The organism is Streptomyces sp. NPDC033165, from assembly GCF_055577965.1.
Genome location: NZ_JBVIPK010000003.1, coordinates 397,789 through 418,004, shown reverse-complemented (window position 1 = coordinate 418,004; position 20,216 = coordinate 397,789). Strand labels below are relative to the sequence as shown.

The following is a 20,216-nucleotide window of genomic DNA, read 5'->3' as shown; positions in this document are numbered from 1 at the left end:
CTCAGAGCCCCTTCCCGTCACCGGAGCCGGCGGGCTCACCGGACCTGGTGACCGTGGCGTGCACCAGGTCCGGGTCGGGGACCGAGGGCCGCTCCTGCCAGAACACCGCGTCGCGCAGCCGCCAGACCACCATGAGGACCACGCCGACCACGGAGATCGCGATGCCGATGACGAGCGGCGGGCCGAGCCCGAACCAGGACGTGCCGCTGTAGGAGTTGGCCGGGTCGGACATGTCCATCACCGAGCGCACCAGCAGCCAGGTCAGCAGCCCGGCGCCGACCACGGGGCCGAGGCCGATGAGGACGAAGTTGTGCACGCTCTCGGTGAGATGACGCCGGTAGTAGACCGCGCAGGCCACCCCGGTGAGCGCGTAGTAGAAGGCGATCAGCAGGGACAGGGCGGTGAGGGAGTCGAACAGCGCTTCGGTGCTGATCTGGTTCACCACCAGGTACCAGGCGATCGCGATCGCGGCGACCCACCACGTACTGACGTCCGGGGTACGGAACCGGGGGCTGATGTGCCCGAAGTGCTGCGGCAGTGCCTGACGCCGGGCCATCGACAGCGCGGTCCGGGACGCCGGGATGATCGTCGTCTGCGTCGAGGCGATCGCCGAGGTGGCCACCGCGAGCAGCAGGATCCAGTCCCAGCCGCCCAGGACGTCCCCGGCGAGCCGGGCGAAGACGAACTCCTCCTCGCCCGCGTTCTCCGCCAGGAACGCCGTGCCCGCGAAGGCGACGACCGCGATGGCGACCGACAGATAGGTCACCAGGAGCACCACGGTGGACCACAGGCCCGCCTTGCCCGGGGCGCTCGCCGAGTTCTCCGTCTCCTCGGTGAGGTTGACCGCGGACTCCCAGCCCCAGTAGATGAACACCCCGAGCAGCAGCCCGCCGGTCAGCGCGGCGCCACCGGCGCCGAACGGATGCAGCCAGCTCAGGGACGGTTCGATCGAGTCGAAGCCGGTGGTACCCGCGTACACCCGGTACAGCGCCACCGCGACGAAGACCAGCAGGAACGCGACCTGAAGAAGGATCAGCGCGTTCTGCACCCTGGCCGACAGCTCGGTGCCGATCACACAGAGCCCGGTCATCACGATGATCAGCAGCACGGTCAGCAGCTGGCGGACGAAGTCGTTCTCGACCCAGCCGTCCAGGCCGACGGCCAGCAGGGTGAAGCTCACCGCCACATCGGCCAGCGAACCGACCACCAGCACACCGGTCATGGTGATCGCCCAGCCGCCGAGCCAGCCCGCCCACGGGCCCATCGCCCGGGTCACCCAGGAGAACGTCGTGCCGCAGTCCTGGTCGACCTTGTTCAGGTAGTAGAACGCCGAGGCGATCAGCAGCATCGGCACGAACGAGGCGAACATGACGCCCGGGGCGTAGATCCCCGCCAGGGCCACGATCGGGCCGATCACGGCGGCCAGCGAATAGGCCGGGGAGGTCGAGTTGAGGCCGATGACGAGGGCGTCGACGAACCCGATGGCGTTCGGCTTCAGGCCGACCGCGGGTTCGTCCTGCATACGGTCGTGGGCCATGGTTCCTCGATCCGGCCGGGCTCCCCCCGCAGGGTGCGGCGGATGATCCGGACCTCATCGTAAGAACGCCCGCCCCGGTGTGCATTCCGGACGAAACGCCCCCGCCGGACGGGGGTCACCCGATCGGCCCGCTCCTCTGCGAAGCCGGAGGCCGGGGCGCAGGGTGGAGACCATGTGGTCCCGCCGACTCGTCCTGGGCGTCCTGGTCCTGCCCCTGGCCCTCCTGGTGTTCGGGGACGGCCCGGCGGTCCACGCGCCCCGGACGGAGCTGGCCACCGGGCCCCGGCCGCCGCGCGGGCTCCCGCAGCCCGCGGTCGTCAGCCGCCGGGAGTGGCACGCGGACGAGGAGCTGGTGAAGGAGGAGCCGCACTACACCGGTGCGGCGAAGGCGCTGTTCGTGCACCACACCGGCAACCCCAACCACTACGACTGCGCGGACGCCCCCGAACTGATCCGGGCCGTCCAGAGCGGCCACATCGAGCAGGAGGGCTGGGACGACATCGGCTACAACTTCCTCGTCGACCGCTGCGGCACGATCTACGAGGGCCGGGGCGGCGGGGTCGCCCGGGCGGTGCTCGGGGCCCACACCAAGGGGTTCAACACCGATACCGTCGGCGTCGCGGCGATCGGCGACTTCGGCGAGGGCGCCGAGGTGCCGAAGCCCATGATGGACGCGCTGGTGCGGCTCGCCGCCTGGAAGCTGCGGCCCGGGGCGGACCCGCTGGGCACGGTCGAGCTGGTCTCGACGAACGACGAGAGCCGCTTCGACGAGGGCCAGGTGGCCCGGCTGCACGTCATCTCCGGCCACCGCGACAGCTATGAGACCCGCTGCCCCGGGGAGGCGCTGTACGGGCTGCTGCCCCAGCTGCGGGAGCGCACGGCGAGGCTGCGCGCCTCCGTGCCGGGCCACTCGGAGGCGGCCCGGCTGCGGCCGTACTTCTGAGCGCCGCGCCGGGGTGGCTACCGGGCGACGAACTGCGTCAGTATCGCCTGCACCTCGTAGATGTCGACGCCCTTGGTGAAGGTCTTCTGGAGCGGGGTGGCGCTGCCCGAGATCCAGATCTTCAGCTCGGCGTCGAGGTCGAACGTCCCGGCCGTCTCCACGGCGAAGTGGGTGATGCTGCGATACGGGACGGAGTGGTACTCCACCTTCTTGCCGGTGATGCCCTGCTTGTCGACGAGGATCAGCCGCCGGTCCGTGAACAGGATCGTGTCGCGGATCAGCAGGAACGCGGCGTGGACCTGCTCGCCCTGGCCGAGCAGCCGGGCGTAGTCCTGCTGGGCGGTGGCCGGATTGATCGTGTGGGCGTTGCCGAACAGTGCCATGGGTCCCCCGGGGTGCGTCTGTGCGTCTGTGCGTCTTCCGGCCGTCGTGCCGAAGCATCGCCTCGCGCCTCTCCCGGCCGTCGTAGGAACTACGTGCCGACGGGGGCGAAGGTTCCCGGCCGCCGAGGGGCCGCTACAGGGGGACGGCCGTCACCTCCGTCGCCTTCACGCTCGTCCAGACGGGCGTCCCCTCGGCGATGCCCAGCTCGGCCGCGGCCTGCGGGGTGATCTCCGCGACCAGGTCCGGGGCCTCGGCCGAGGTGATCAGCAGCCGCAGTCTGCTGCCGCCCGAGGTGATCTCGCGGACCGTGCCCGGCCAGACGTTGCGCGGGCTGCCGGTGGGCCGCTCCCGGTGTACGGAGACGGCTTCCGGGGCGATGACCGCGAGGGCGTCCGTGTTCGCCGGGAGGGGCTCGGCGATCACGAGGTGCCCGCCGCCCTCCAGGGCGAGGCCGTCGGCGGTGGCGGTGCCCGGCCAGGCGTTGCGGCCCAGCATCCGGGCCACCCACGGCGAGCGCGGGTGCCGGGTGACCTCGGCGGGCGGCTCGTCCTGGAGGACCCTGCCGTCCTCCAGCACCAGGACCCGGTCGGCCAGCGAGACCGCCTCGACCGGGTCGTGCGTGACGATCAGGCAGACCCCGCCGAACTCCGCGAGGTGCCCGCGCAGGGTGTGCCGCACCCGGGCCCGGGTGCTCTGGTCGAGGGCGGCGAGCGGTTCGTCCAGCAGCAGGAGGCGCGGGCGGGCGGCCAGCGCGCGGGCCAGGGCGACCCGCTGGGCCTGCCCGCCGGAGAGCTGGGCGGGCTTGCGCTCGGCGAGGTGGCCCACCCCGAGCCGGTCCAGCCAGCCCTGGGCCTCGCGCCGGGCCTCCGCGCGCGGCACGCCATGGGCGCGGAGCCCGTACGCCGTGTTGGACAGGGCGCTCAGGTGCGGGAAGAGCGCCCCGTCCTGGGGGACCCAGGCGACGCCCCGGCGGTGCGGGGGGAGTTCCGACACGTCGCTGTCGCCCAGGAGCAGTCGGGCGCGGGCGCGGGGCGTGAGGCCGAGGAGGGCCCGCAGGAGGGTGGTCTTGCCCGCGCCGTTGGGGCCGACGACCGCGATGGTGGTGCCGGGGTCCGCGTCCAGGGCGAGGCGGGTGAAGCCGGTGACGTCCGCGTGCAGGGACCAGCGTTCCTGGGGGGCCTTCTCCCGTACGTACGGGGGTGGTTCGGGCAGGACGTCCGGTGGGGTGCTCGCCGGCTCCTCCGGGCGGGCGGTCCGTTCGCGGTGGTCGCCCGGGGTACCGGTCCAGCGGCCGCGCAGGGCGATCAGCACGATCATCGCGATGGCCAGGAGCAGCAGCGACACCGAGGTGGCGGCCTCCGGGGAGTCCTGGAGCAGCAGGTACACCTGGAGCGGCAGGGTCTGCGTGGTGCCCGGGAGGTTCCCGGCGAAGGTGATGGTCGCGCCGAACTCGCCGAGCGCCCGCGCCCAGGTCAGGGCGGCTCCGGCGATGAGCCCGGGGGCGACCATCGGCAGCGTCACGGTGAGGAACACCCGTACCGGCGGGGCGCCGAGGGACGCGGCGGTCTCCTCGTACCGGGGGCGCAGTCCGCCGAGCGCGCCCTCCAGCGAGATGACCAGGAAGGGCATCGCGACGAACGTCGCCGCCAGCACGGCCCCCGCGGTGTGGAAGGGGAGCGTGATGCCGAAGGTGTCCTCCAGCCACGGCCCGAGCAGCCCGCGCCGGCCGAAGGCCAGCAGCAGGGCCACCCCGCCGACCGTGGGCGGCAGCACCATCGGCAGCAGCACCAGCGAGCGGACGAACGCCTTGCCGGGGAACGGCACCCGGGCCAGCAGCCAGGCCAGCGGCACCCCGAACAGCAGCGAGAGCCCGAGCGACCAGAGCGAGACCAGCAGGGAGAGCCGGAGCGCCCGGGTGGTCGGCTCGGCGGTGAGGTGAGCCCCGAGCTCGCCCCAGGAGGTACGGGCCAGGATGCCGACGAGCGGCAGCATCAGGAACGCCACGGCCAGCAGCGCGGGCACCGTCAGCAGGAGCGGGGCGCGGCCTCCGGGCGTAGGGCGCGGTGCCGGTCGTTTCATGAGTGACCTCGTCGGGCGGCGGGAAGTGCGGTGCCCGGCTCGCCCGTCGGACGGAACGGGCCTGCCGGGGTGTGCGGGGTGCGGTCAGGGCTGCTGGAAGCCCGCGCTCCGGAGGATCTTCTGTGCGGCGGGCGTGGTGAGCCAGGCGACGAACGCGGCGGCGGCCTCGCTGTGCCGGGACGCCTTCAGCGTGGCGGCCGGGTAGGAGGCCACGGCGTTCTCGGCGTCCGGGATGTCGATCGCGTCGACCTTGTCGGTGGCGGTCGCGGCGTCCGTCCCGTAGACGAGCCCCGCGTCCGCCTCGCCCAGCTCGACCTTGCTGAGGACCGCGCGGACGCTGGGCTCCTGGGAGACCGGCTTCACCTCGACCCTCTGCGCGTCGAGGATCTGCTTGCCGTAGCGGCCCACCGGCACCTCGGGGGCGGCCAGGACGACCTTCAGCCGGGGGTCGGAGAGGTCCTTGAGGTTCTCGACCTTCTCCGGGTTGCCCTCGCCGACGGCGATGACGAGGCGGTTCCCGGCGATGACGGTCGGGGTGCCGGTCTCGCCGGAGAGGCCGTCCATCGTCCTGGTATCGGCGGTGACCAGGGCGTCGGCGGGGGCGCCCTGCCTCACCTGCGCGGCCAGCTCCTGGGAGCCCGCGAAGGAGAACGTGACCTTCGTGCCCGGGTTCTCCTTCTCGTACGCCGCCCCCGCCTCCTCGAAGGCGTCGGTGAGCGAGGCGGCGGCCAGCACGGTCAGGTCGGCGGCCGGGGCGCGCGAGGCGGAGCCGGACGGCTTCGCGCCGCTGTCCTCGTCCGTGCCGGAACCGTCGTCGCCGCAGGCGGCGAGCGGGACGAGGAGCGCGGTGGCCAGGGCGGCGGCCGCGCGGCGGCGGGTGAGCAGGAGGGACACGAGGCTGAGGCTCCTTGCGTGCGTAGGCGGTGCGGTACGGGGGCAGCGGCGGGCCGCCGGCCGGTCGGTCCGGTTGGCCTCAGGTGCGGTCGATGTGCACGCTGGTCGACTTCACGCGGGCGGTCGCCCGCATGCCGACCTCCAGGCCCAGCTCCTCCACCGCCTCCCTGGTCAGGAGCGAGACGAGCCGGTGCGGACCGGCCTGGATCTCGACCTGGGCCGCCACATCGCCGAGCTTCACCGCGGTGACGATGCCCGGGAACGCGTTGCGGGCCGAGGTGTAGGGGGCCTCGTCCTCGCCGCCCGCACCCTGGCCGACCTCGATCGAGAAGGCGGCCAGCGCGCGGCCGTCGATCAGACGGCGCCCGGCCTCGTCGCGATGGGTCGCGACCCGCCCGGCGTCCGCCCAGCGGCGGGCGGTGTCGGGACTGACACCGAGAAGTCGTGCTGCCTGGCCGATTGTGTAGGACTGCATGTGCGGCACGCTAGGCCAATCAGGCTGGTATCTGCCATTCTCTGGACGATGGTCCATCGCAGATGCGGTGGCTCTCGGAGGAACGTACGGGGAGGGGCGGGCGTTGCCGGGCACGTCGACGGGCCGCGCCGTTCTCCCCGGTCGCGGCCCGTCGGTGCCGGTCGTTTCGGTCGGCGGGTGACAGTCCCGGTCAGGTCACCGGGCTCGTCGCCGGCATCTCGCCCTCGGTGGTCGTCACGTCGATCACCGAGAACGAGGCGCCCTGCGGATCGCTGAGCGCGGCGAACCGGCCGAACGGGCTGTTCATCGGCCCGAACCGCAGCACTCCGCCGTGCTCGGTCGCCTTCGCCACCGCCGCGTCGCAGTCCGGGACGGAGAAGTACACGTTCAGGTAGGAGGGCACGTCGGGCGGGAAGTCGTCGCCCATCGCCATCCGGCCGAGGACCGTCTGCCCCTGGACGTCGAACATGGCGAAGTCCATCGACTCGTCGTCGAACTTCCGTGCCGTGTAGGGGAAGACCGCCGGGTAGAAGGCGTCGACGGCCTTCGGGTCCCGGGTGAAGACCTCGCCCCAGCAGTACCCGCCGGGGGCGCCCATCTCCGTCTCGAACCCCTCGTGGCTGTTCGCCTGCCAGATGCCGAAGACGGCGCCGCCCGGGTCGCGGGCCAGCGCCATCGTGCCGAAGTCGCCGACCTGCATCGGCTCCACCAGCACCTCGCCGCCGTTGTCGCGGACCTTGTCCGCGGTCGCGGCGGCGTCCGGGGAGGCGAGGTAGAGACACCACGCCGAAGGGCTTTCCTCCTCGCCCGGCATGGGCGGGGAGACGGCGGCGGCCGCCTTGCCGTCCGCGAACGCCTGCGTGTAGTCCCCGAACTCCGGCGCGGCCTCGCCGAACGTCCAGCCGAGCACATCCGCGTAGAAGCTCTTGGCCCTCTCGGTGTCGGCGAACATCGCGTCCGCCCAGCACGGAGTGCCTTCCGGTCGTACAGCCATGGCGCGGTCCTTCCCTGCGTCCGGTCGTCGGCCCCACCCGTACGGCCAACGCTAGCCAGCCGGGGGTGAGACCGCGCGTCGGGACATCAGTGGCGCGACCGGTGCCGGTGCTGCCGCTCCTCGGGGGCGTAGTCCGGGCAGTCGGGGTTCTGGCAGGGGCCCGGACGCCAGACCGGGACGAAGATCCCCAGGGTCTTGTGGCGGTGGATCTCGGACGGGACGGCTTCCTTGCAGGTCGGGCACATGAAAGCGGCCCGCTGCCGGGTCTCACGCTCTTTGCTGGCCATTTCCTCACGATAGGCCCGACCGGGGCTTTGGAAAGGCTTTCCCTCTGCTTTGCCGCTGCTTTACTTGTCGGTATTGGCGGTACCGGCGTCCGTGCCGCCCGTTCCGGCCGCACCGCCCGCCTCGCCCGGGGGCCTCGGCGGGCGGCGGATGCTCAGGGTCACCGACACCGCCAGAATGACGACGATCACCGCCAGGCTCACCGGCGAGGGGATCTCCGGAATGGAGGTGCTGATCATCTTGTGGCAGGCCTGGAGAATGAGCTTGACCCCGATGAAGGCGAGAATGATCGCCAGCCCGTGGCTCAGGTAGTGGAACCGGTCCAGCAGCCCCGCCAGCAGGAAGAACAGGGCCCGCAGCCCCAGGATCGCGAAGGCGTTGCTGGTGTAGACGATGAAGAGGTCGTCGCTGACCGCGAGCACGGCCGGGACGCTGTCGACGGCGAAGATGAGGTCGGCCGCCTCGATCGCGGCGACCACCGCGAGCAGCGGGGTGCCGATCCGCCGCCCCTCCTTGTGCACGACGAAGTGCGTGCCGGCGTACTCGTTCTGCACCGGCATGATCTTCCGCAGCATCCGTACCGCGAAGCTCTTCCCCGGGTCGAAGTTCTCCTCCTGGCCGCTGAGGATTTTGTAGCTGCTGTAGAAAAGGACCAGGGCGAAGAGGAACAGCACGAACGTGAAGCGGTTCACCACCGCGACACCGGCTGTCAGGAAGATCGCCCGGAAGACGAGAGCGCCGATGACGCCGAAGAACAGCACCCGGTGCTGATACTCCCGGGGCACCTTGAAATAGGCGAAGATCAGTGCGAAGACGAAGAGGTTGTCGACCGAGAGGCTCTTCTCCAGCAGCCAGGCGGTGGTGTATTCCGTGCCCGCCGTCGTCCCGAGGGTCAGGAAGACGACCGCGCCGAAGACCAGCGCGAGGCCGACCCACAGCGCGCTCCACAGCCCGGCCTCCTTGAAGCCGATGACATGCGCCTTGCGATGCGCCAGCAGGTCGACCGCCAGCGAGACGACCACGGTTACCGCGAACACGATCCAGAGCCACACCGGTACATCCACGCCGGAGACCTCCCCTTCGCCCGTTGGGTTCTTAAGAGTGTGCCCCGCCAAGGCCGCTACTGCGCGCCGGAGAACGCGGATTCACGGCAGCGACCGAGGCCATCAGCTCCGCGTCGAGGAACGAGGGGTCGGCCAGCCGGGTGGCGGCGGCGTAGGAGTTGAGCAGCGCCTTGGTCACCCGCAGGGCGGCCTCCGGGCGGCGGACCACCGGTTTCGCCCAGGCGGCGACCGCCTCGTCCAGCTCCGCTTCGGCCACCACACGCTGGAGGACGGAGAACCCGTGCGCCTCGGTGGCGTCGAAGGAACGCCCGGTGAGGATCAGCTCGCGGACCCGGGCCGCGCCGACCTCGTGGATCAGCCGGGGCAGCAGCCCGCCCCAGGCGGTCGGCAGCCCGAGCGCCAGCTCCGGCAGCCGGAAGGAGGCGGTGTCCGCGCCGACCCGCAGATCGCAGGCGAGGGCGAGCGCGAAGCCCGCGCCGACGGCCTTGCCCTGGACCCGGGCGATGGTCACCGCCCGGTTGCCGGAGATCGCCTCGCAGACCCGGCGGGCCTTCTCCCCGGAGACCCGGATGCCCCGGCCGGCGGGGTCCTCCTCCAGCCACTGGGCGAACTCCGTACGGTCGCCGCCCAGGCAGAAGTCGTCCCCGGCGCCGCTGAGCACCACGACCCGCACCTCGGGGTCCGGGGCGGTGTAGAGGTCCAGCAGCTCGTCGAGCATCGCCTCGGTCACCGCGTTGCCGCTCGCAGGCGCGTGCAGCTCCACGTGCAGAACGGCCCCCTCGCGCCGGGTGCGTACCGTCGCGGGACGCTCGTCCGACGAGGAGGGCGGGGGAGCGGGCGAGGAGGAGCTCAGGAAGTCGGGCAGCGAGAGCTTCACAGCGCCACGCCCAGCGAGGTGACCCGGCGGAAGACCATACGGGTGGCGTACACCGCGGGGGACGTGGTGTGCAGCGTGGGGAAACGGTCCAGCATGCGCGTCAGCAGCGTCCGGGCCTCCAGCTTGGCCAGTGCGGCGCCCAGGCAGTAGTGCACCCCGCCGCCGAACGTGAGGTGGCTGCCGCCGCGCAGGATGTCGAAGGCGCCGGGGTCCGGATTGCGCCGCGGATCGTGGTTGGCGGCTCCGTACAGGACGTGCACCATACTGTCCTTCTCGATCGGGACCCCGGCCAGGACGGTGTCCTCGGCGGCGATCCGGGTGTTGATGTGGATGGGCGGGTCGTAGCGCAGCACCTCGTCGACGGCCGCGTCGATGTGCTCCGGGTGCTCCCGCAGCCACTCCCAGCGGCCGGGCTCGGCCAGCAGCAGCGAGGTCATCGCGGAGAGCAGGGTGGCGGTGGTCTCCAGCGAGGCGATCGTGACGAACATGGTGAGGCGGTAGAGGACCTCGTCCGCCCGCTCCCGGTCCGCTTCCATCGCGTCCCAGGTGTGGATCCAGCCGGTCAGCACGTCGTCGCGCGGCTCGGCCCGGCGGCGGGCGATCAGGCCGTTGAAGTAGGCGCGCAGCTGTACGGTCGCCCCGGCGGAGACCGCGAGCTGCGACTTGGTCGGCAGTAACTCCTGGGCGTACACCTGGCTGTGCGTCATCTCCAGGATCCGCGGATAGTCCTCGGGCGGTATGCCGAGCCAGGAGCCGACCGTGCTGATCGGCAGCTGCTCGCTGACCGTGGAGACGAAGTCGGCCTCGCCCCAGCGGAGTTTGTCGGCCAGCTCGTCCAGCAGCCGGTCGGCGTGGCCCTCGACGTCGGGGGTGAGGCGTTCGATGGTGGAGCGGTCGAAGAGGTTGCCGAGGCTGCGCCGCTGGCAGGTGTGCTCGGGCGCGTTGAGCCGGGAGAGCGTGCCGGTCATCTCCCGGGTGGCGACGGCCTCCCAGCGCTCGCTGTCCTCCTGCCGCTCCTGCCAGGCGAAGTCGGGGGTCAGCCAGTCGCGGCCGCGCAGGACCTTGGCGCAGGTGTCGAATCCGGTGACGAAATACCCGTCCCACGGAGCTCGGACGACGTCACCCATCGTCCGTAGCTCCGCGAGTATTCCGTAGGGATCGGCCTGCCCTTCCGCGGAGTTGAGTCTGCGGAGCAGGCCGACCACCGCGCGTCGGCCGTCGGGGGTCCTGTCCTTGCCGCCTGTGATACTCACGCAGAGTTCCTTGACCTAGGCCCGTGGTTACCGCCCTGAACCTACCCCTCCGGATATCTGCGCCAAGCATCGATCCCTGTTGCCCCCGTCACATGCAATCGTTCACAAATGCCCGTCTTCACCAGTGAATTGTCGGCCTGTGAGCCAAACGTCGGTCAGACGCGGAACACATCCAGGAACGAACTCCACCAGCCCTTGGCCTTCTTGGCCGGCTCCGCAGCGTGACGGTGCGCCGGAGCGGCGGCGGGCGCCGCGGTCCGGTACGGATCGGGCAGCTGCGCCGAGGTCTGCGCCGGGGCCGGCGGCTGCACCCCGGCCGCCGCGCGCCGGGCGGCCGTCGGGGTGAACCGTACGGGCAGCGCGACCAGGGCGCGGTGGAAGGGGCCCGGCCGCCAGGCGACCCCGGAGGCCGGGACGGCGAGGGAGAGGTCCGGGACGGTGTTGAGGATCTTCTCGATCGCGGTCAGCGCGATCAGCGTCGCCGGCGACTTGGCCGGGCACACGTGCGGGCCCGCGCCCCAGGCCAGATGGGCCCCCTTGCTCAGGGTCTGGCGGGCGTCGGTGAGGGACGGGTCGCTGTTCGCGGCGGCGAAGCTGATCAGCACCGGAGTCTCCGCCTTCAGCGTCACCCCGTCCAGCTCGATGTCCCGCACCGGGTAGTGCGTCGCGTAGTTGGCGATCGGCGGGTTGTTCCACAGCACGTCGTCCAGCGCGTCCTCGACGAGCATCCCCGAACCGCGCCGCTCGGGCGCGCCCGGCTGCTCCCCGGCCAGCATCAGCAGCAGTGCGTTGCCGATCAGATTGCGCTCCGGCTCGACGCCCGCGCCCATCAGCATCACCAGCTGGTCCTTCAGCTCCTCGTCCCGCAGCCCCGCCGGGTGCTGGATCAGCCAGGAGGTGATGTCCTCGCCGGGCTGGCGGCGCTTGATCGCGACCAGCTCCATCAGGCACTCCGTCAGCTCGGCGTTGGCGCGCAGCACGTCCTCGCCGTCGAAGATGGCCGACATCGAGCGGGTCAGCCGGTCGCCGATGTCGCCGGGACAGCCGAAGATCTGGTTGAACAGCAGCAGCGGCAGGAGCTTGGCGTACTCGTTGAGCAGATCGGCGGTGCCGCGCTCGATGAACTGGTCGATCAGGTAGTCGGCGATCCGCTCGACGTCCCGGCTGAGTCTGCTGCTGTTGAGCCGGGACAGCGACTCGGTGACCGCCTTGCGCAGCCGCAGGTGCTCCGCGCCGTCGGTGAACAGGCAGTTGGGCCGGTACACCATCATCGGCAGCACCGGGCTGTCCATCGGTACGGCGCCCTCGCGCAGCGCCGCCCAGCGCCGTGAGTCCCGGGCGAACAGCGCCGGGTTCTGGAGCACCCGCAGCGCCGCCTCGTGCTGCACGATCAGCGTGGCGTCCACTCCGGGGGCCAGCTCGATCGGGGCGGCGGGGCCGTGCGTCCGGAAGGTGTCGTAGACGCGGTGCGGATCGGCGGCGAACTCCGGTCCGTACAGCGATGTCTGCTGCTGGTGCGCGGGGCACCCGGCGGGCGGGCTGTACGGGGTGGCTCCCGGCGACGGGTCCATGTCGGCTTCCTCGGTGTGATCGCGGGGCCCGGACGGCCCCGGCTTCGGTATACGTCTGTGGTGCGTCAGGCCGCGTGCGCGAGGAGATGGCGTACGAGAGTGATCAGGGCCTGCGCGGAGGATTTCTGGTCCCGGGCGTCGCAGAAGACGACCGGGGTGTCCGGCAGCAGGTCGAGCGCCTCGCGCAGCTCGTCCTCGGCGTGCTGGGTGTACGGGTCGAAGCTGTTGACGGCGACCGCGTACTCCAGGCCGTACGTCTCGACCAGGTCGATGACCGGGAACGTGTCGGCGAGCCGGGCCGGGTCGACCAGGAGCAGCGCGCCCAGCGAACCGCGCGCCATGTCCTCCCACAGCTCCACGAACCGCTGCTGCCCCGGCGTACCGAACAGATAGAGCACCAGCTCGTCGCTGAGGGTGAGCCGCCCGAAGTCCAGGGCGACCGTGGTCGTCTTCTTGTCGGGCGCCCCGCGCAGATCGTCCACCTGGGCCGCGGCCTGGGTCATCCGCTCCTCGGTGCGCAGCGGGGTGATCTCGGACAGTGTGCCGATCAGCGTCGTCTTGCCGACGGCGAAGTGCCCGACGACGAGGATCTTCGCCGCGCGCCGCACCGCGTCCGGCACATAGATGCTCTCAGCCGAACCGGAGCTGAAGTCCATGCAACACCTCTTCGAGGATCTTCCTGTCAACGAGCTGGGCCGGCGGCGGCGCCTTCCGGCGCAGCAGGTGTCCCTGCTGGTTTAAGTCCTGGAGCAGCAGCCGGGCCACCCCGACCGGCAGGCCGAGGTGTCCGGCGACCTCGGCCACCGACAGATAGCCGCCGGAGCACAGCTCCCAGATCGCCTTGACCTCGGGGCTCGGGTTCGGCGGCGGCTGGCGGTCGGGGGCGAGGGTGACCAGAGTGACGAGGGAGAGGTCCTCCGCGTCGGGCAGCCCGCGCCCCCCGGTGATGACATAGGACCGGACGAACCCGCTGCTGACCTGCTGCTCCTCGCCCGGCGCGGTCATATCTCGCTGCCCGCGCTCTGGCGGGGCGGCGTGGTCATCGCCTTCCCCAGCGCGGTGACCTGCTGCTGCATCCGGAAGGACATCGCCTCCATGTCCACGTCGGCGGCCGCGGTCGCCGCCAGATAGGCGCCGCTGCCCGCGGCGATGAGGAAGATCCAGCCGTCCTCGTACTCCAGGAGCGTCTGCCGCCAGCGGCCGGGGTTACGGGTCCCGATGAAGGGGGCGACCGCACGGCTGAGGGACTGCATGGAGCTCATGGCCGCGGCGACGGTCTCCGCGTCGTCCCGGCCGATCTCGCTGGAGTTGGCGAGCAGCAGGCCGTCGGCGGACACCAGGATCGCGTGCCGGGCGCCGGGCACCTGGAGCAGGTCGTTGAGCACCCAGGACAGATCGGGATTCACTGGAACTCGGGTCCTTCCGTGGTCGTCGTGTCCCGCCCGGACCGGGTGCCGCGCTGGAACGCGCCGAGCCGGGAGGCGGTCTCCTCGTTGGTGCGCACGGGCTGCGGCTCGGCCGATGGCACCGCGGCGACCGGGCTCTTGCGACGACGCTTCGGCAGCCCCCCGGTGGTGGTGCTGATCTGGGCCAGTGGCTGGGTGGCGGTGTCCGGCCGGGGAGCGGGCGGGAAGAGCGGGGTGGGCGCCGGGGCGGCCGGGGCGGGGCCCTGGCGGTGGTCCGCCGCCTGGTGCGCCTGCGGCCGCTGGAGCTGCTGGGGCTGTGCGAACTGCTGGGGCTGCGGGAACTGCTGGGCCCCGGCGGCTTCGGACGTCCCGGAGGCCTGAGGTGCTTCGGGGGCTTCGGCGGGTGCCGCGGCGGGCGGCGCCTCGGTGGTGAGCAGTTCGTCGGGGATCAGGACCACCGCGCGTACGCCTCCATAGGGGGAAACGGAGTCCACCGAGACCCGGAAGCCGTAGCGGGCGGCGAGCATCCCGGAGACGGCGAACCCGAACTGCGGCGGGATGCCCAGGCTGGAGACGCTGATCGCCGCCTGGGGGGAGAGGAGGGCCGCCGCGCGGTCCTTCTCCTCCTGGCCCATGCCGAGACCGGCGTCGTCGACGATGAGGCAGACGCCCGTCGGCACGGCCTGGATGTTGATCTCCACCGGGGTGCCGGGGGCGGAGTAGTTCGTGGCGTTGGCGAGCAGCTCGGCGAGGACCACGGCGACGGGCTCCACCGCCCGGCTGACCACCGAGAAGTTCACCTGGCCGTTGACCCGGACCCGGTCGAAGTGCCGGATACGGCCCTGGGCGCTGCGGGCCACGTCGAAGACGGAGGCCACGGTCTCGCGCCGCCCGAGCCAGCCGCCGCAGAGCACCGCGATGCCCTGGGCGCGGCGGCCGAACTGGCTGTTGGCGTGGTCCACGGCCATCAGGTCGGCGAGGATGCCGGGGTCGTCGCCGTACTTGCGCTGGGCCTTCTCGATCACGACCTGCTGCTCGTCGGCGAGGCCCTGGAGGGTGCGGACGGCGGCTTTGAGAACCGCTTTCGTCTCCTCCTCCGCGTCCTTGCGGACCTCCGCGAGCTCGGCGGCCTGGCGCTGGAGCAGACCGTTGTGGACGACGTGGAGCTCGTCCCGCTGGCGCAGGAGCGCGTCGCGCTCACCCCGCAGCTCGGTGGTCTGTCTGCGCAGTTTGACGTTGGTCGCGCGAGCCCGCAGGACGGCACCCACGGCGACCAGTGCTACGACAGCCAGCGCCCAGATGACGGGGCCCTGTGGAAAGGTCATGAGACTCACTTCAAGTGCCATGGCTGGGAAACGGCTTGACACCCCGTCAGGCGGCACGCGACCGGGGCGGATCTCGCCGGGGCCGTGCGCCGCTTCGGGAGGTGCCCCTCCGAAGGTGGGGCCGAGGAATCCATTCCTCCCGGAATGCCCCCATATGCCATCAGCCCACTGGAAGTGAGATGATCTTATCATCGGCCGCGCGCTGAAATGTCAAGAGCGCCATGCCGGTTGCCACTTGACGCAGAACGTTCACATCCGGGAGATGTGAAGGACGCCGCCCGTGCCCTCCCCGTAGGGCGCCACGCTCTTGGCCGCGGGGTGCCGCGTCCCTGGTCGGGGGTGCCGCACCCCTGGTCGCGGGGTGCCGCACCCCCGGAATGCGACATTCCGGCCTCCGTCGACGGGCCCCGCCTCCTGCCGTACCCTTCGCATGGTCGGCCGGGTGAAGGGGCGCATCGTGATTCGGGTTGCCGTCGTGGATGACGAGCAGCTGGTCCGGTCCGGGCTGAATTTGATCTTGGGTGCGGCCTCCGATATCGAGGTGGTCGCCTGCTGCGACGGCGCCGAGGCCGTCGACCGCGTACGGAACGGGCGCCCCGATGTGCTGCTGCTGGACATCCGGATGCCCGAGGTGGACGGGCTGACCGTGCTGCGCCGGGTGGCCGCCCTGCCGTCCGCGCCCGCGGTGGCGATGCTGAGCACGTTCGACGCGGGCGAGTACGTCGGCGACGCGCTGCGTGCGGGGGCGGCCGGTTTACTGATGAAGAACACCGCCCCGGAACAGCTCGTCCAAGCGGTCCGCGTCCTGGCCTCCGGCGGCAGGATTCTGGCGCCCGAGGCGACCGGCCTGGTGGTCGAGGGCTACCTCTCCGCCGCGCGGGGGACGCCCGACAGCACGGTGGCGCTGACCGACCGCGAACGCCAGGTGCTGGCCCTGGTCGGCGCGGGCCTCTCCAACCGCGAGATCGCCCGTGAGCTGCGGCTGTCCCACGGCACGGTCAAGGACCACGTCAGCTCGGTGCTCTGCAAGCTGGGCGGAGTCAACCGCGTCCAGGCCGCCGTGATCGCGGACCGGGCGGGACTGCTCGGGGGTGTCGGCCCGGTATGACCGGCAACACACCCTTCGGCGCTGTGAAGCACCTCCGCCTGCCCGGCCTCCGCCTGCCCCGGCTCCATGTCTCCCGCCGTCTCCGCGCCGCCGGGCGGGCCGCCGTCCCCGTCGGCATCGCCGTGGTCGACGGGCTCCTCGTCAACGGGCTCGGGCCCGGCCCGGGCCTCTGGGTGGCGCTCGTCGCCGCGGGCGCGCTGGTGCTGCGGCGGCGCTGGCCCGAGCTGGTGCTGCTCGTCGGGCTGCCCGGCATGTACGTCGGCCACCTCGCCTTCGCACCGCTGATCGCGCTGTACTGCCTGGCCGACCGCCGCCGCGGCGTGGCCGTCGGCGTCGTGGGGGCCGCCGCGGTCGCCCTGGCCCAGTTCCTGCCGTACCCGATCGCGGGCCTCCCGGAGCTCGCTCCGGACCGGGAGACGCTGATCGCGGCGCTGGACTCCTGTGTCCTGGGCGCGGGGGCCGTAGTCCTGGGCCGGACGGCACGGCTGCGGCGCGAACGGCAGCGGGAGATCGTGGAGGCCCGGGAGCGCGAGCACCGTCTCCTCGCCGAGCGGACCCTGTCCACCGAACGGGCCTGGCTGGCTCGTGAGATGCACGACGTCGTCGCCCACCAGGTCAGCCTGATCAGCCTCCAGGCCGGGGCGCTCCAGGTCGGCGACCCGGACGCGGCCACCGTACGGACGACCGCCGGGGTCGTCCGGGACCTCTCGGCGAAGACCCTCACCGAGCTCCAGCACATGGTGGGCGTGCTGCGCGCCGACGGGGCCGCACCGCCCTCCCCCGCCCCGCAGCCCCGCCTCGCCGACCTCCCCGCCCTGGTCCGCGACAGCGGGCTGCGCGCCACCCTCACCGCTCCCGAGACCGCCGGGCACTGGCCCCGGGCGGTGGAGCGGGCCGCCTACCGCACGGTCCAGGAAGCCCTCACCAACGTACGCAAGCACGCCCCCGGCGCCGAGGTGGACATACAGGTCCAGCCGCTCGACGGCGGCCTCGGGGTCGAGATCCGCAACACCCCGGCCGACGGGGCCACGGCCCCTTCGGACCTCCCCGGCGGCGGTCACGGGCTGGCCGGTCTGCGGGAGCGCGCGCAGCTGCTCGGCGGTACGTTCCGCTCGGAGCGCGAGCCGGGCGGCGGATTCCGGATCCTGGCGGTGTTTCCCCGCCGGGGGGCTTTCTGAAGGGGTGTCCGCACCTGCCGGAACGGCCCGTGCGGTCCCTCTCCAGGAGGAGATCCGTCACCCTGCCCCCCGCCGACCGGCGGGGGGTCTCCCCGTCGATTGGCCGGATAATTCGGGCCGATCTCGCTTAAGTGATTGGCTGGTTGCTGTCATTTCCCTGGGAAAGCTAGGATCGCTGTGCGCCTTGACCAGCGCACGCCGTGCGGGGGCCGTTGTGACGATTGCCCTGACGGCGGCCGTACGGGGGAAGTAGGGCAGTAATGGCAGATGACGGTATAGCTGTCGGGTTGATGGTCGCCAGATTGTCGTTGCGGCGGAGACTCAGCAGGCTCTTCGCCCATCGCGGGTGGAATGCGGCCGAGAAGGCGGGGGCCGGGGGGCTCCTGCCCTTCGATGTCCTGGTCGCCGATATCGACCGGCTCGACGAGATACGGGATTCCGCGCCCGTCGTTGCGCTGACCTACGGTTCGGAAATACGCGATCTCGCAGCGGTGCAGGCCGATGTCCGGGCCGTCGTCGACCGCGACGACCTGGACGAGGCCTTCCTGGAGGCCGTGCAGGAGGTGGCGGCCGGGCACGGGTGGATCTCGCCCACGCTCGTCCGCCCCCTGCTGCGCGGCCAGGCGCCCGCACCGGTGGCGGCCCCGGCACCGGCGGCCGTCCCCGTGCTCCCGCAGGGGCGGGGGCGGACACCCGATCCGGCCCTGACGGCACGGGAGTACGAAGTCGTCTCGCTGGTGTCGCGGGGAATGAACAACAGCGAGATCGCGGGCGCCCTCTATATCGCGGAGAGCACCGTGAAGTTCCATATGTCGAACATTCTGCAGAAAACCGGATTCCGGGACCGCAGCCAGCTCGTGGCGCGTATGCCGGTGGCCGGCTGACCGGCACGCACCAACGCCACTGGTACATACCAAACGTCTAGGAGACTGTCATGGAAAAGAAGAAGGAAGCGCTGCGCTGGGCCCCGGTGGGCATTCTGGTGGTGCTCGCGCTGATCGCTCCGCTCTTCGGCGACAACCCCACCGGCGTCGTGGTTCCGCTTCTGCTCGCGGTGACGCTCGCGTGCACCAATGTCGCGATGCAGAAGAACGCGGTGAAGAAGGGCAGCGCCGGCAGCGCCGAGTGAGCCCGGGGCGCCCGGAGCGCCCGGGCACGAGAGCCGACAACACCGGGGCCGCCGCACGATACGTGCGGCGGCCCCGGCGTCTCCGTCTGTTCGTCCGGCGTCGATCAGGTCGCCTCGTAGCGGGTGAACCGCACCGCGCCGAGAGCGCCGATGGCCAGTGCGTACAGGGCGAGGACCAGGAAGCCGAGGCCCTGCGAGCCGCCGTCCGCCTCGGCGGCGGCCGTCATGATCGTGCCGCCGACCGCCAGGTCGCCCGCCCCGCCGGGGAGCAGATTGCCCAGCTCCGCGTTGCCCAGCGAGGAGGCGAGGATGCGCAGGGTCGGCTCCAGGAACTGGGTGACCAGCAGGATGCCGACGATCGCGGCCACCTGGTTGCGCACCAGCGCCCCCACCCCGACGCCGATCGCGCCCCACAGGGTGAGCACCACGATGCTGCCGCCGAGCGCGCCGAGCACCGTGCCGTCGGTGAGGTACGTGGGCTTCCCGTGCCCCGACAGCAGGGCGGCGGCCACCAGAGCGCCGGAGAGCACGGCCACCGTCCCGTACACGAACGCCGTGCCGAGCCCCACCAGGAGCTTCGCCCCGTAGACCCGGGCCCGGCGCGGCTCGGCCAGCAGCGTGGCGGAGATCGTACGGGAGTGGTACTCCTGCGTGACCACGATGACGCCGATGGCCAGCGGGAAGACGTACGCGAGCGCCACCGCCAGGTTGTACGCGGGCACGGCGTCGCCCGCCGTACCGAAACTCAGCGGGCTGCGGGGCGCGTTGAGGGCGCCGAAGACGATCAGTGCCGTGAGGGCCGCGCTGCACAGACCGACGGCCAGCAGCAGGACCCACCACAGCCGGGTCGTGGTGAGCTTCAGCACCTCGGACCGCAGGAGAGCGGCCGGGGAGACGGCCCCGGCCTCCGTGCCCGTACGTGCGGGTGCCACCGCGCTTGTACCCGTGCTCATATCCGTACTCCGTTCCCGGCCCGTGTCAGCCGCAGGAAAGCCGACTCCAGGCGCTCGCCCGGCTCCAGCAGACCGTCGAGGGGGCCGTTGCTCAGCAGCCGCCCGTGGTGCATCAGCAGGACGTCGTCGACCGTCTGCTCCATCTCGCCCAGCAGATGGCTGGAGAGCAGCACCGTCCGGCCCGAGGCCGCGAAGTCCCGCAGGAACTCCCGCAGCCACAGCATCCCTTCGGGGTCCAGGCCGTTCGCCGGCTCGTCCAGGATCAGCAGCTCCGGATCGCCCAGCAGCGCCGAGGCCAGGGACAGCCGCTGCTTCATCCCGGTCGAGTACCCGGCGACCGGCCGGTCCGCCGCCCCGGTCAGCCCCACGTCCGCCAGCAGCTGGTCCACCCGCTGCGCTGTGCACCCGGCGGCCGGGGCGTAGCAGCGCAGATGGCCCCGGCCCGTGCGGCGGCCGACGAACGCCCCGCCGTCCAGGCCCACGCCGATCCGCCGGGTGGGGGCGACCAGTTCACCGTAGGGGCGGCCCCACAGCAGCGCGCTGCCGCCGGTGGGGCGGACCAGCCCGAGGATCATGCGCAGGGTCGTCGTCTTCCCGGCGCCGTTGGGGCCGAGGAAGCCGGTGACACGGCCCGGCCGTACGTCGAAGGAGACCCCGTCGACGGCTCTCGTTCCCCGGAACTCCTTCTGGAGATCCCGGACCGAGATCACCTGCTGTCGCTGTGCTTCCTGTGTCATGCGTCGGCGCCTCCTTCTCTGCGG

Annotated in this window: 22 protein-coding genes; 5 read left to right on the top strand and 17 right to left on the bottom strand. The window is 71.9% G+C overall.

Annotation, left to right across the window (positions count from 1 at the left end):
- Position 1 precedes the first annotated feature (1 nt).
- The gene (locus ACZ5WC_RS09710) at positions 2–1,537 is read right to left on the bottom strand and encodes an APC family permease (RefSeq protein ID WP_468540290.1); all 1,536 of its coding nucleotides are present in this window, start codon (positions 1,535–1,537) and stop codon (positions 2–4) included.
- A gap of 172 nt (positions 1,538–1,709) precedes the next feature.
- Between ACZ5WC_RS09710 and ACZ5WC_RS09705 the strand changes: the two genes are divergently transcribed.
- Positions 1,710–2,480: a peptidoglycan recognition protein family protein gene (locus ACZ5WC_RS09705; RefSeq protein WP_468540289.1), complete on the top strand. Its 771-nt coding sequence runs from the start codon at positions 1,710–1,712 to the stop codon at positions 2,478–2,480.
- Positions 2,481–2,497: 17 nt separating this feature from the next.
- Here the strand turns inward: ACZ5WC_RS09705 and ACZ5WC_RS09700 are convergent, their stop codons facing one another.
- The 14 genes from ACZ5WC_RS09700 to ACZ5WC_RS09635 all read right to left on the bottom strand — a co-directional run bounded on the left by ACZ5WC_RS09700 (position 2,498) and on the right by ACZ5WC_RS09635 (position 15,087).
- Positions 2,498–2,863, bottom strand: a complete 366-nt coding sequence (locus tag ACZ5WC_RS09700) for a PH domain-containing protein (RefSeq protein ID WP_096626497.1) — start codon at positions 2,861–2,863, stop codon at positions 2,498–2,500.
- Between the two features lie 133 nt (positions 2,864–2,996).
- Positions 2,997–4,943, bottom strand: coding sequence for an ABC transporter permease (locus ACZ5WC_RS09695; protein WP_468540288.1), 1,947 nt, complete (start codon positions 4,941–4,943; stop codon positions 2,997–2,999).
- Between the two features lie 84 nt (positions 4,944–5,027).
- The gene (gene modA / locus ACZ5WC_RS09690) at positions 5,028–5,837 is read right to left on the bottom strand and encodes a molybdate ABC transporter substrate-binding protein (protein ID WP_468540287.1); all 810 of its coding nucleotides are present in this window, start codon (positions 5,835–5,837) and stop codon (positions 5,028–5,030) included.
- Positions 5,838–5,916: 79 nt separating this feature from the next.
- Positions 5,917–6,312 carry a TOBE domain-containing protein gene (locus ACZ5WC_RS09685; RefSeq protein WP_103509654.1) on the bottom strand — a complete coding sequence of 132 codons (396 nt, stop codon included), beginning with the start codon at positions 6,310–6,312 and terminating at the stop codon, positions 5,917–5,919.
- A 190-nt stretch (positions 6,313–6,502) separates the two neighbouring features.
- Entirely contained in the window at positions 6,503–7,306 is an 804-nt protein-coding gene (locus ACZ5WC_RS09680) for a VOC family protein (RefSeq protein WP_468540286.1), read from the bottom strand.
- Between the two features lie 86 nt (positions 7,307–7,392).
- Complete coding sequence (locus tag ACZ5WC_RS09675; protein ID WP_468540285.1) at positions 7,393–7,593, bottom strand: hypothetical protein; 201 nt, start codon at positions 7,591–7,593, stop codon at positions 7,393–7,395.
- A gap of 60 nt (positions 7,594–7,653) precedes the next feature.
- A complete protein-coding gene (locus ACZ5WC_RS09670) occupies positions 7,654–8,655 on the bottom strand; it encodes a TerC family protein (RefSeq protein WP_468540284.1) in 1,002 nt (333 codons plus the stop codon).
- A 31-nt stretch (positions 8,656–8,686) separates the two neighbouring features.
- Complete coding sequence (locus tag ACZ5WC_RS09665; protein ID WP_468540283.1) at positions 8,687–9,532, bottom strand: enoyl-CoA hydratase/isomerase family protein; 846 nt, start codon at positions 9,530–9,532, stop codon at positions 8,687–8,689.
- Positions 9,529–10,659 (bottom strand): cytochrome P450, encoded by a 1,131-nt coding sequence (locus ACZ5WC_RS09660; RefSeq protein WP_468540543.1) that lies wholly within the window; start codon positions 10,657–10,659, stop codon positions 9,529–9,531. The genes ACZ5WC_RS09665 and ACZ5WC_RS09660 overlap by 4 nt, the downstream gene beginning before the upstream one ends.
- A 281-nt stretch (positions 10,660–10,940) precedes the next feature.
- Positions 10,941–12,356 (bottom strand): cytochrome P450 family protein, encoded by a 1,416-nt coding sequence (locus tag ACZ5WC_RS09655; protein WP_468540282.1) that lies wholly within the window; start codon positions 12,354–12,356, stop codon positions 10,941–10,943.
- A 65-nt stretch (positions 12,357–12,421) separates the two neighbouring features.
- Positions 12,422–13,012, bottom strand: coding sequence for a GTP-binding protein (locus ACZ5WC_RS09650; RefSeq protein ID WP_311120357.1), 591 nt, complete (start codon positions 13,010–13,012; stop codon positions 12,422–12,424).
- A complete protein-coding gene (locus ACZ5WC_RS09645) occupies positions 12,987–13,361 on the bottom strand; it encodes a DUF742 domain-containing protein (protein WP_096626484.1) in 375 nt (124 codons plus the stop codon). Before ACZ5WC_RS09645 ends, ACZ5WC_RS09650 begins: the two co-directional genes overlap by 26 nt.
- Complete coding sequence (locus ACZ5WC_RS09640; RefSeq protein ID WP_468540281.1) at positions 13,358–13,762, bottom strand: roadblock/LC7 domain-containing protein; 405 nt, start codon at positions 13,760–13,762, stop codon at positions 13,358–13,360. The genes ACZ5WC_RS09645 and ACZ5WC_RS09640 overlap by 4 nt, the downstream gene beginning before the upstream one ends.
- Positions 13,759–15,087, bottom strand: coding sequence for an ATP-binding protein (locus ACZ5WC_RS09635; RefSeq protein ID WP_468540280.1), 1,329 nt, complete (start codon positions 15,085–15,087; stop codon positions 13,759–13,761). The genes ACZ5WC_RS09640 and ACZ5WC_RS09635 overlap by 4 nt, the downstream gene beginning before the upstream one ends.
- A gap of 457 nt (positions 15,088–15,544) precedes the next feature.
- Between ACZ5WC_RS09635 and ACZ5WC_RS09630 the strand changes: the two genes are divergently transcribed.
- The 4 genes from ACZ5WC_RS09630 (at position 15,545) to ACZ5WC_RS09615 (ending at position 18,502) form a co-directional block, all read left to right on the top strand.
- Positions 15,545–16,195, top strand: coding sequence for a response regulator (locus tag ACZ5WC_RS09630; protein WP_468540279.1), 651 nt, complete (start codon positions 15,545–15,547; stop codon positions 16,193–16,195).
- Entirely contained in the window at positions 16,192–17,373 is a 1,182-nt protein-coding gene (locus tag ACZ5WC_RS09625; protein ID WP_468540278.1) for a sensor histidine kinase, read from the top strand. Before ACZ5WC_RS09630 ends, ACZ5WC_RS09625 begins: the two co-directional genes overlap by 4 nt.
- A gap of 260 nt (positions 17,374–17,633) precedes the next feature.
- Positions 17,634–18,257, top strand: coding sequence for a helix-turn-helix transcriptional regulator (locus ACZ5WC_RS09620; RefSeq protein WP_468540277.1), 624 nt, complete (start codon positions 17,634–17,636; stop codon positions 18,255–18,257).
- A gap of 50 nt (positions 18,258–18,307) precedes the next feature.
- A complete protein-coding gene (locus tag ACZ5WC_RS09615) occupies positions 18,308–18,502 on the top strand; it encodes a hypothetical protein (RefSeq protein ID WP_468540276.1) in 195 nt (64 codons plus the stop codon).
- Positions 18,503–18,606: 104 nt separating this feature from the next.
- On the opposite strand, the gene ACZ5WC_RS09610 is transcribed toward ACZ5WC_RS09615, so the two are convergent.
- Complete coding sequence (locus tag ACZ5WC_RS09610; RefSeq protein WP_468540275.1) at positions 18,607–19,455, bottom strand: ABC transporter permease; 849 nt, start codon at positions 19,453–19,455, stop codon at positions 18,607–18,609.
- Positions 19,452–20,192 carry an ABC transporter ATP-binding protein gene (locus ACZ5WC_RS09605; RefSeq protein WP_468540274.1) on the bottom strand — a complete coding sequence of 247 codons (741 nt, stop codon included), beginning with the start codon at positions 20,190–20,192 and terminating at the stop codon, positions 19,452–19,454. Before ACZ5WC_RS09605 ends, ACZ5WC_RS09610 begins: the two co-directional genes overlap by 4 nt.
- Positions 20,193–20,216 lie beyond the last annotated feature (24 nt).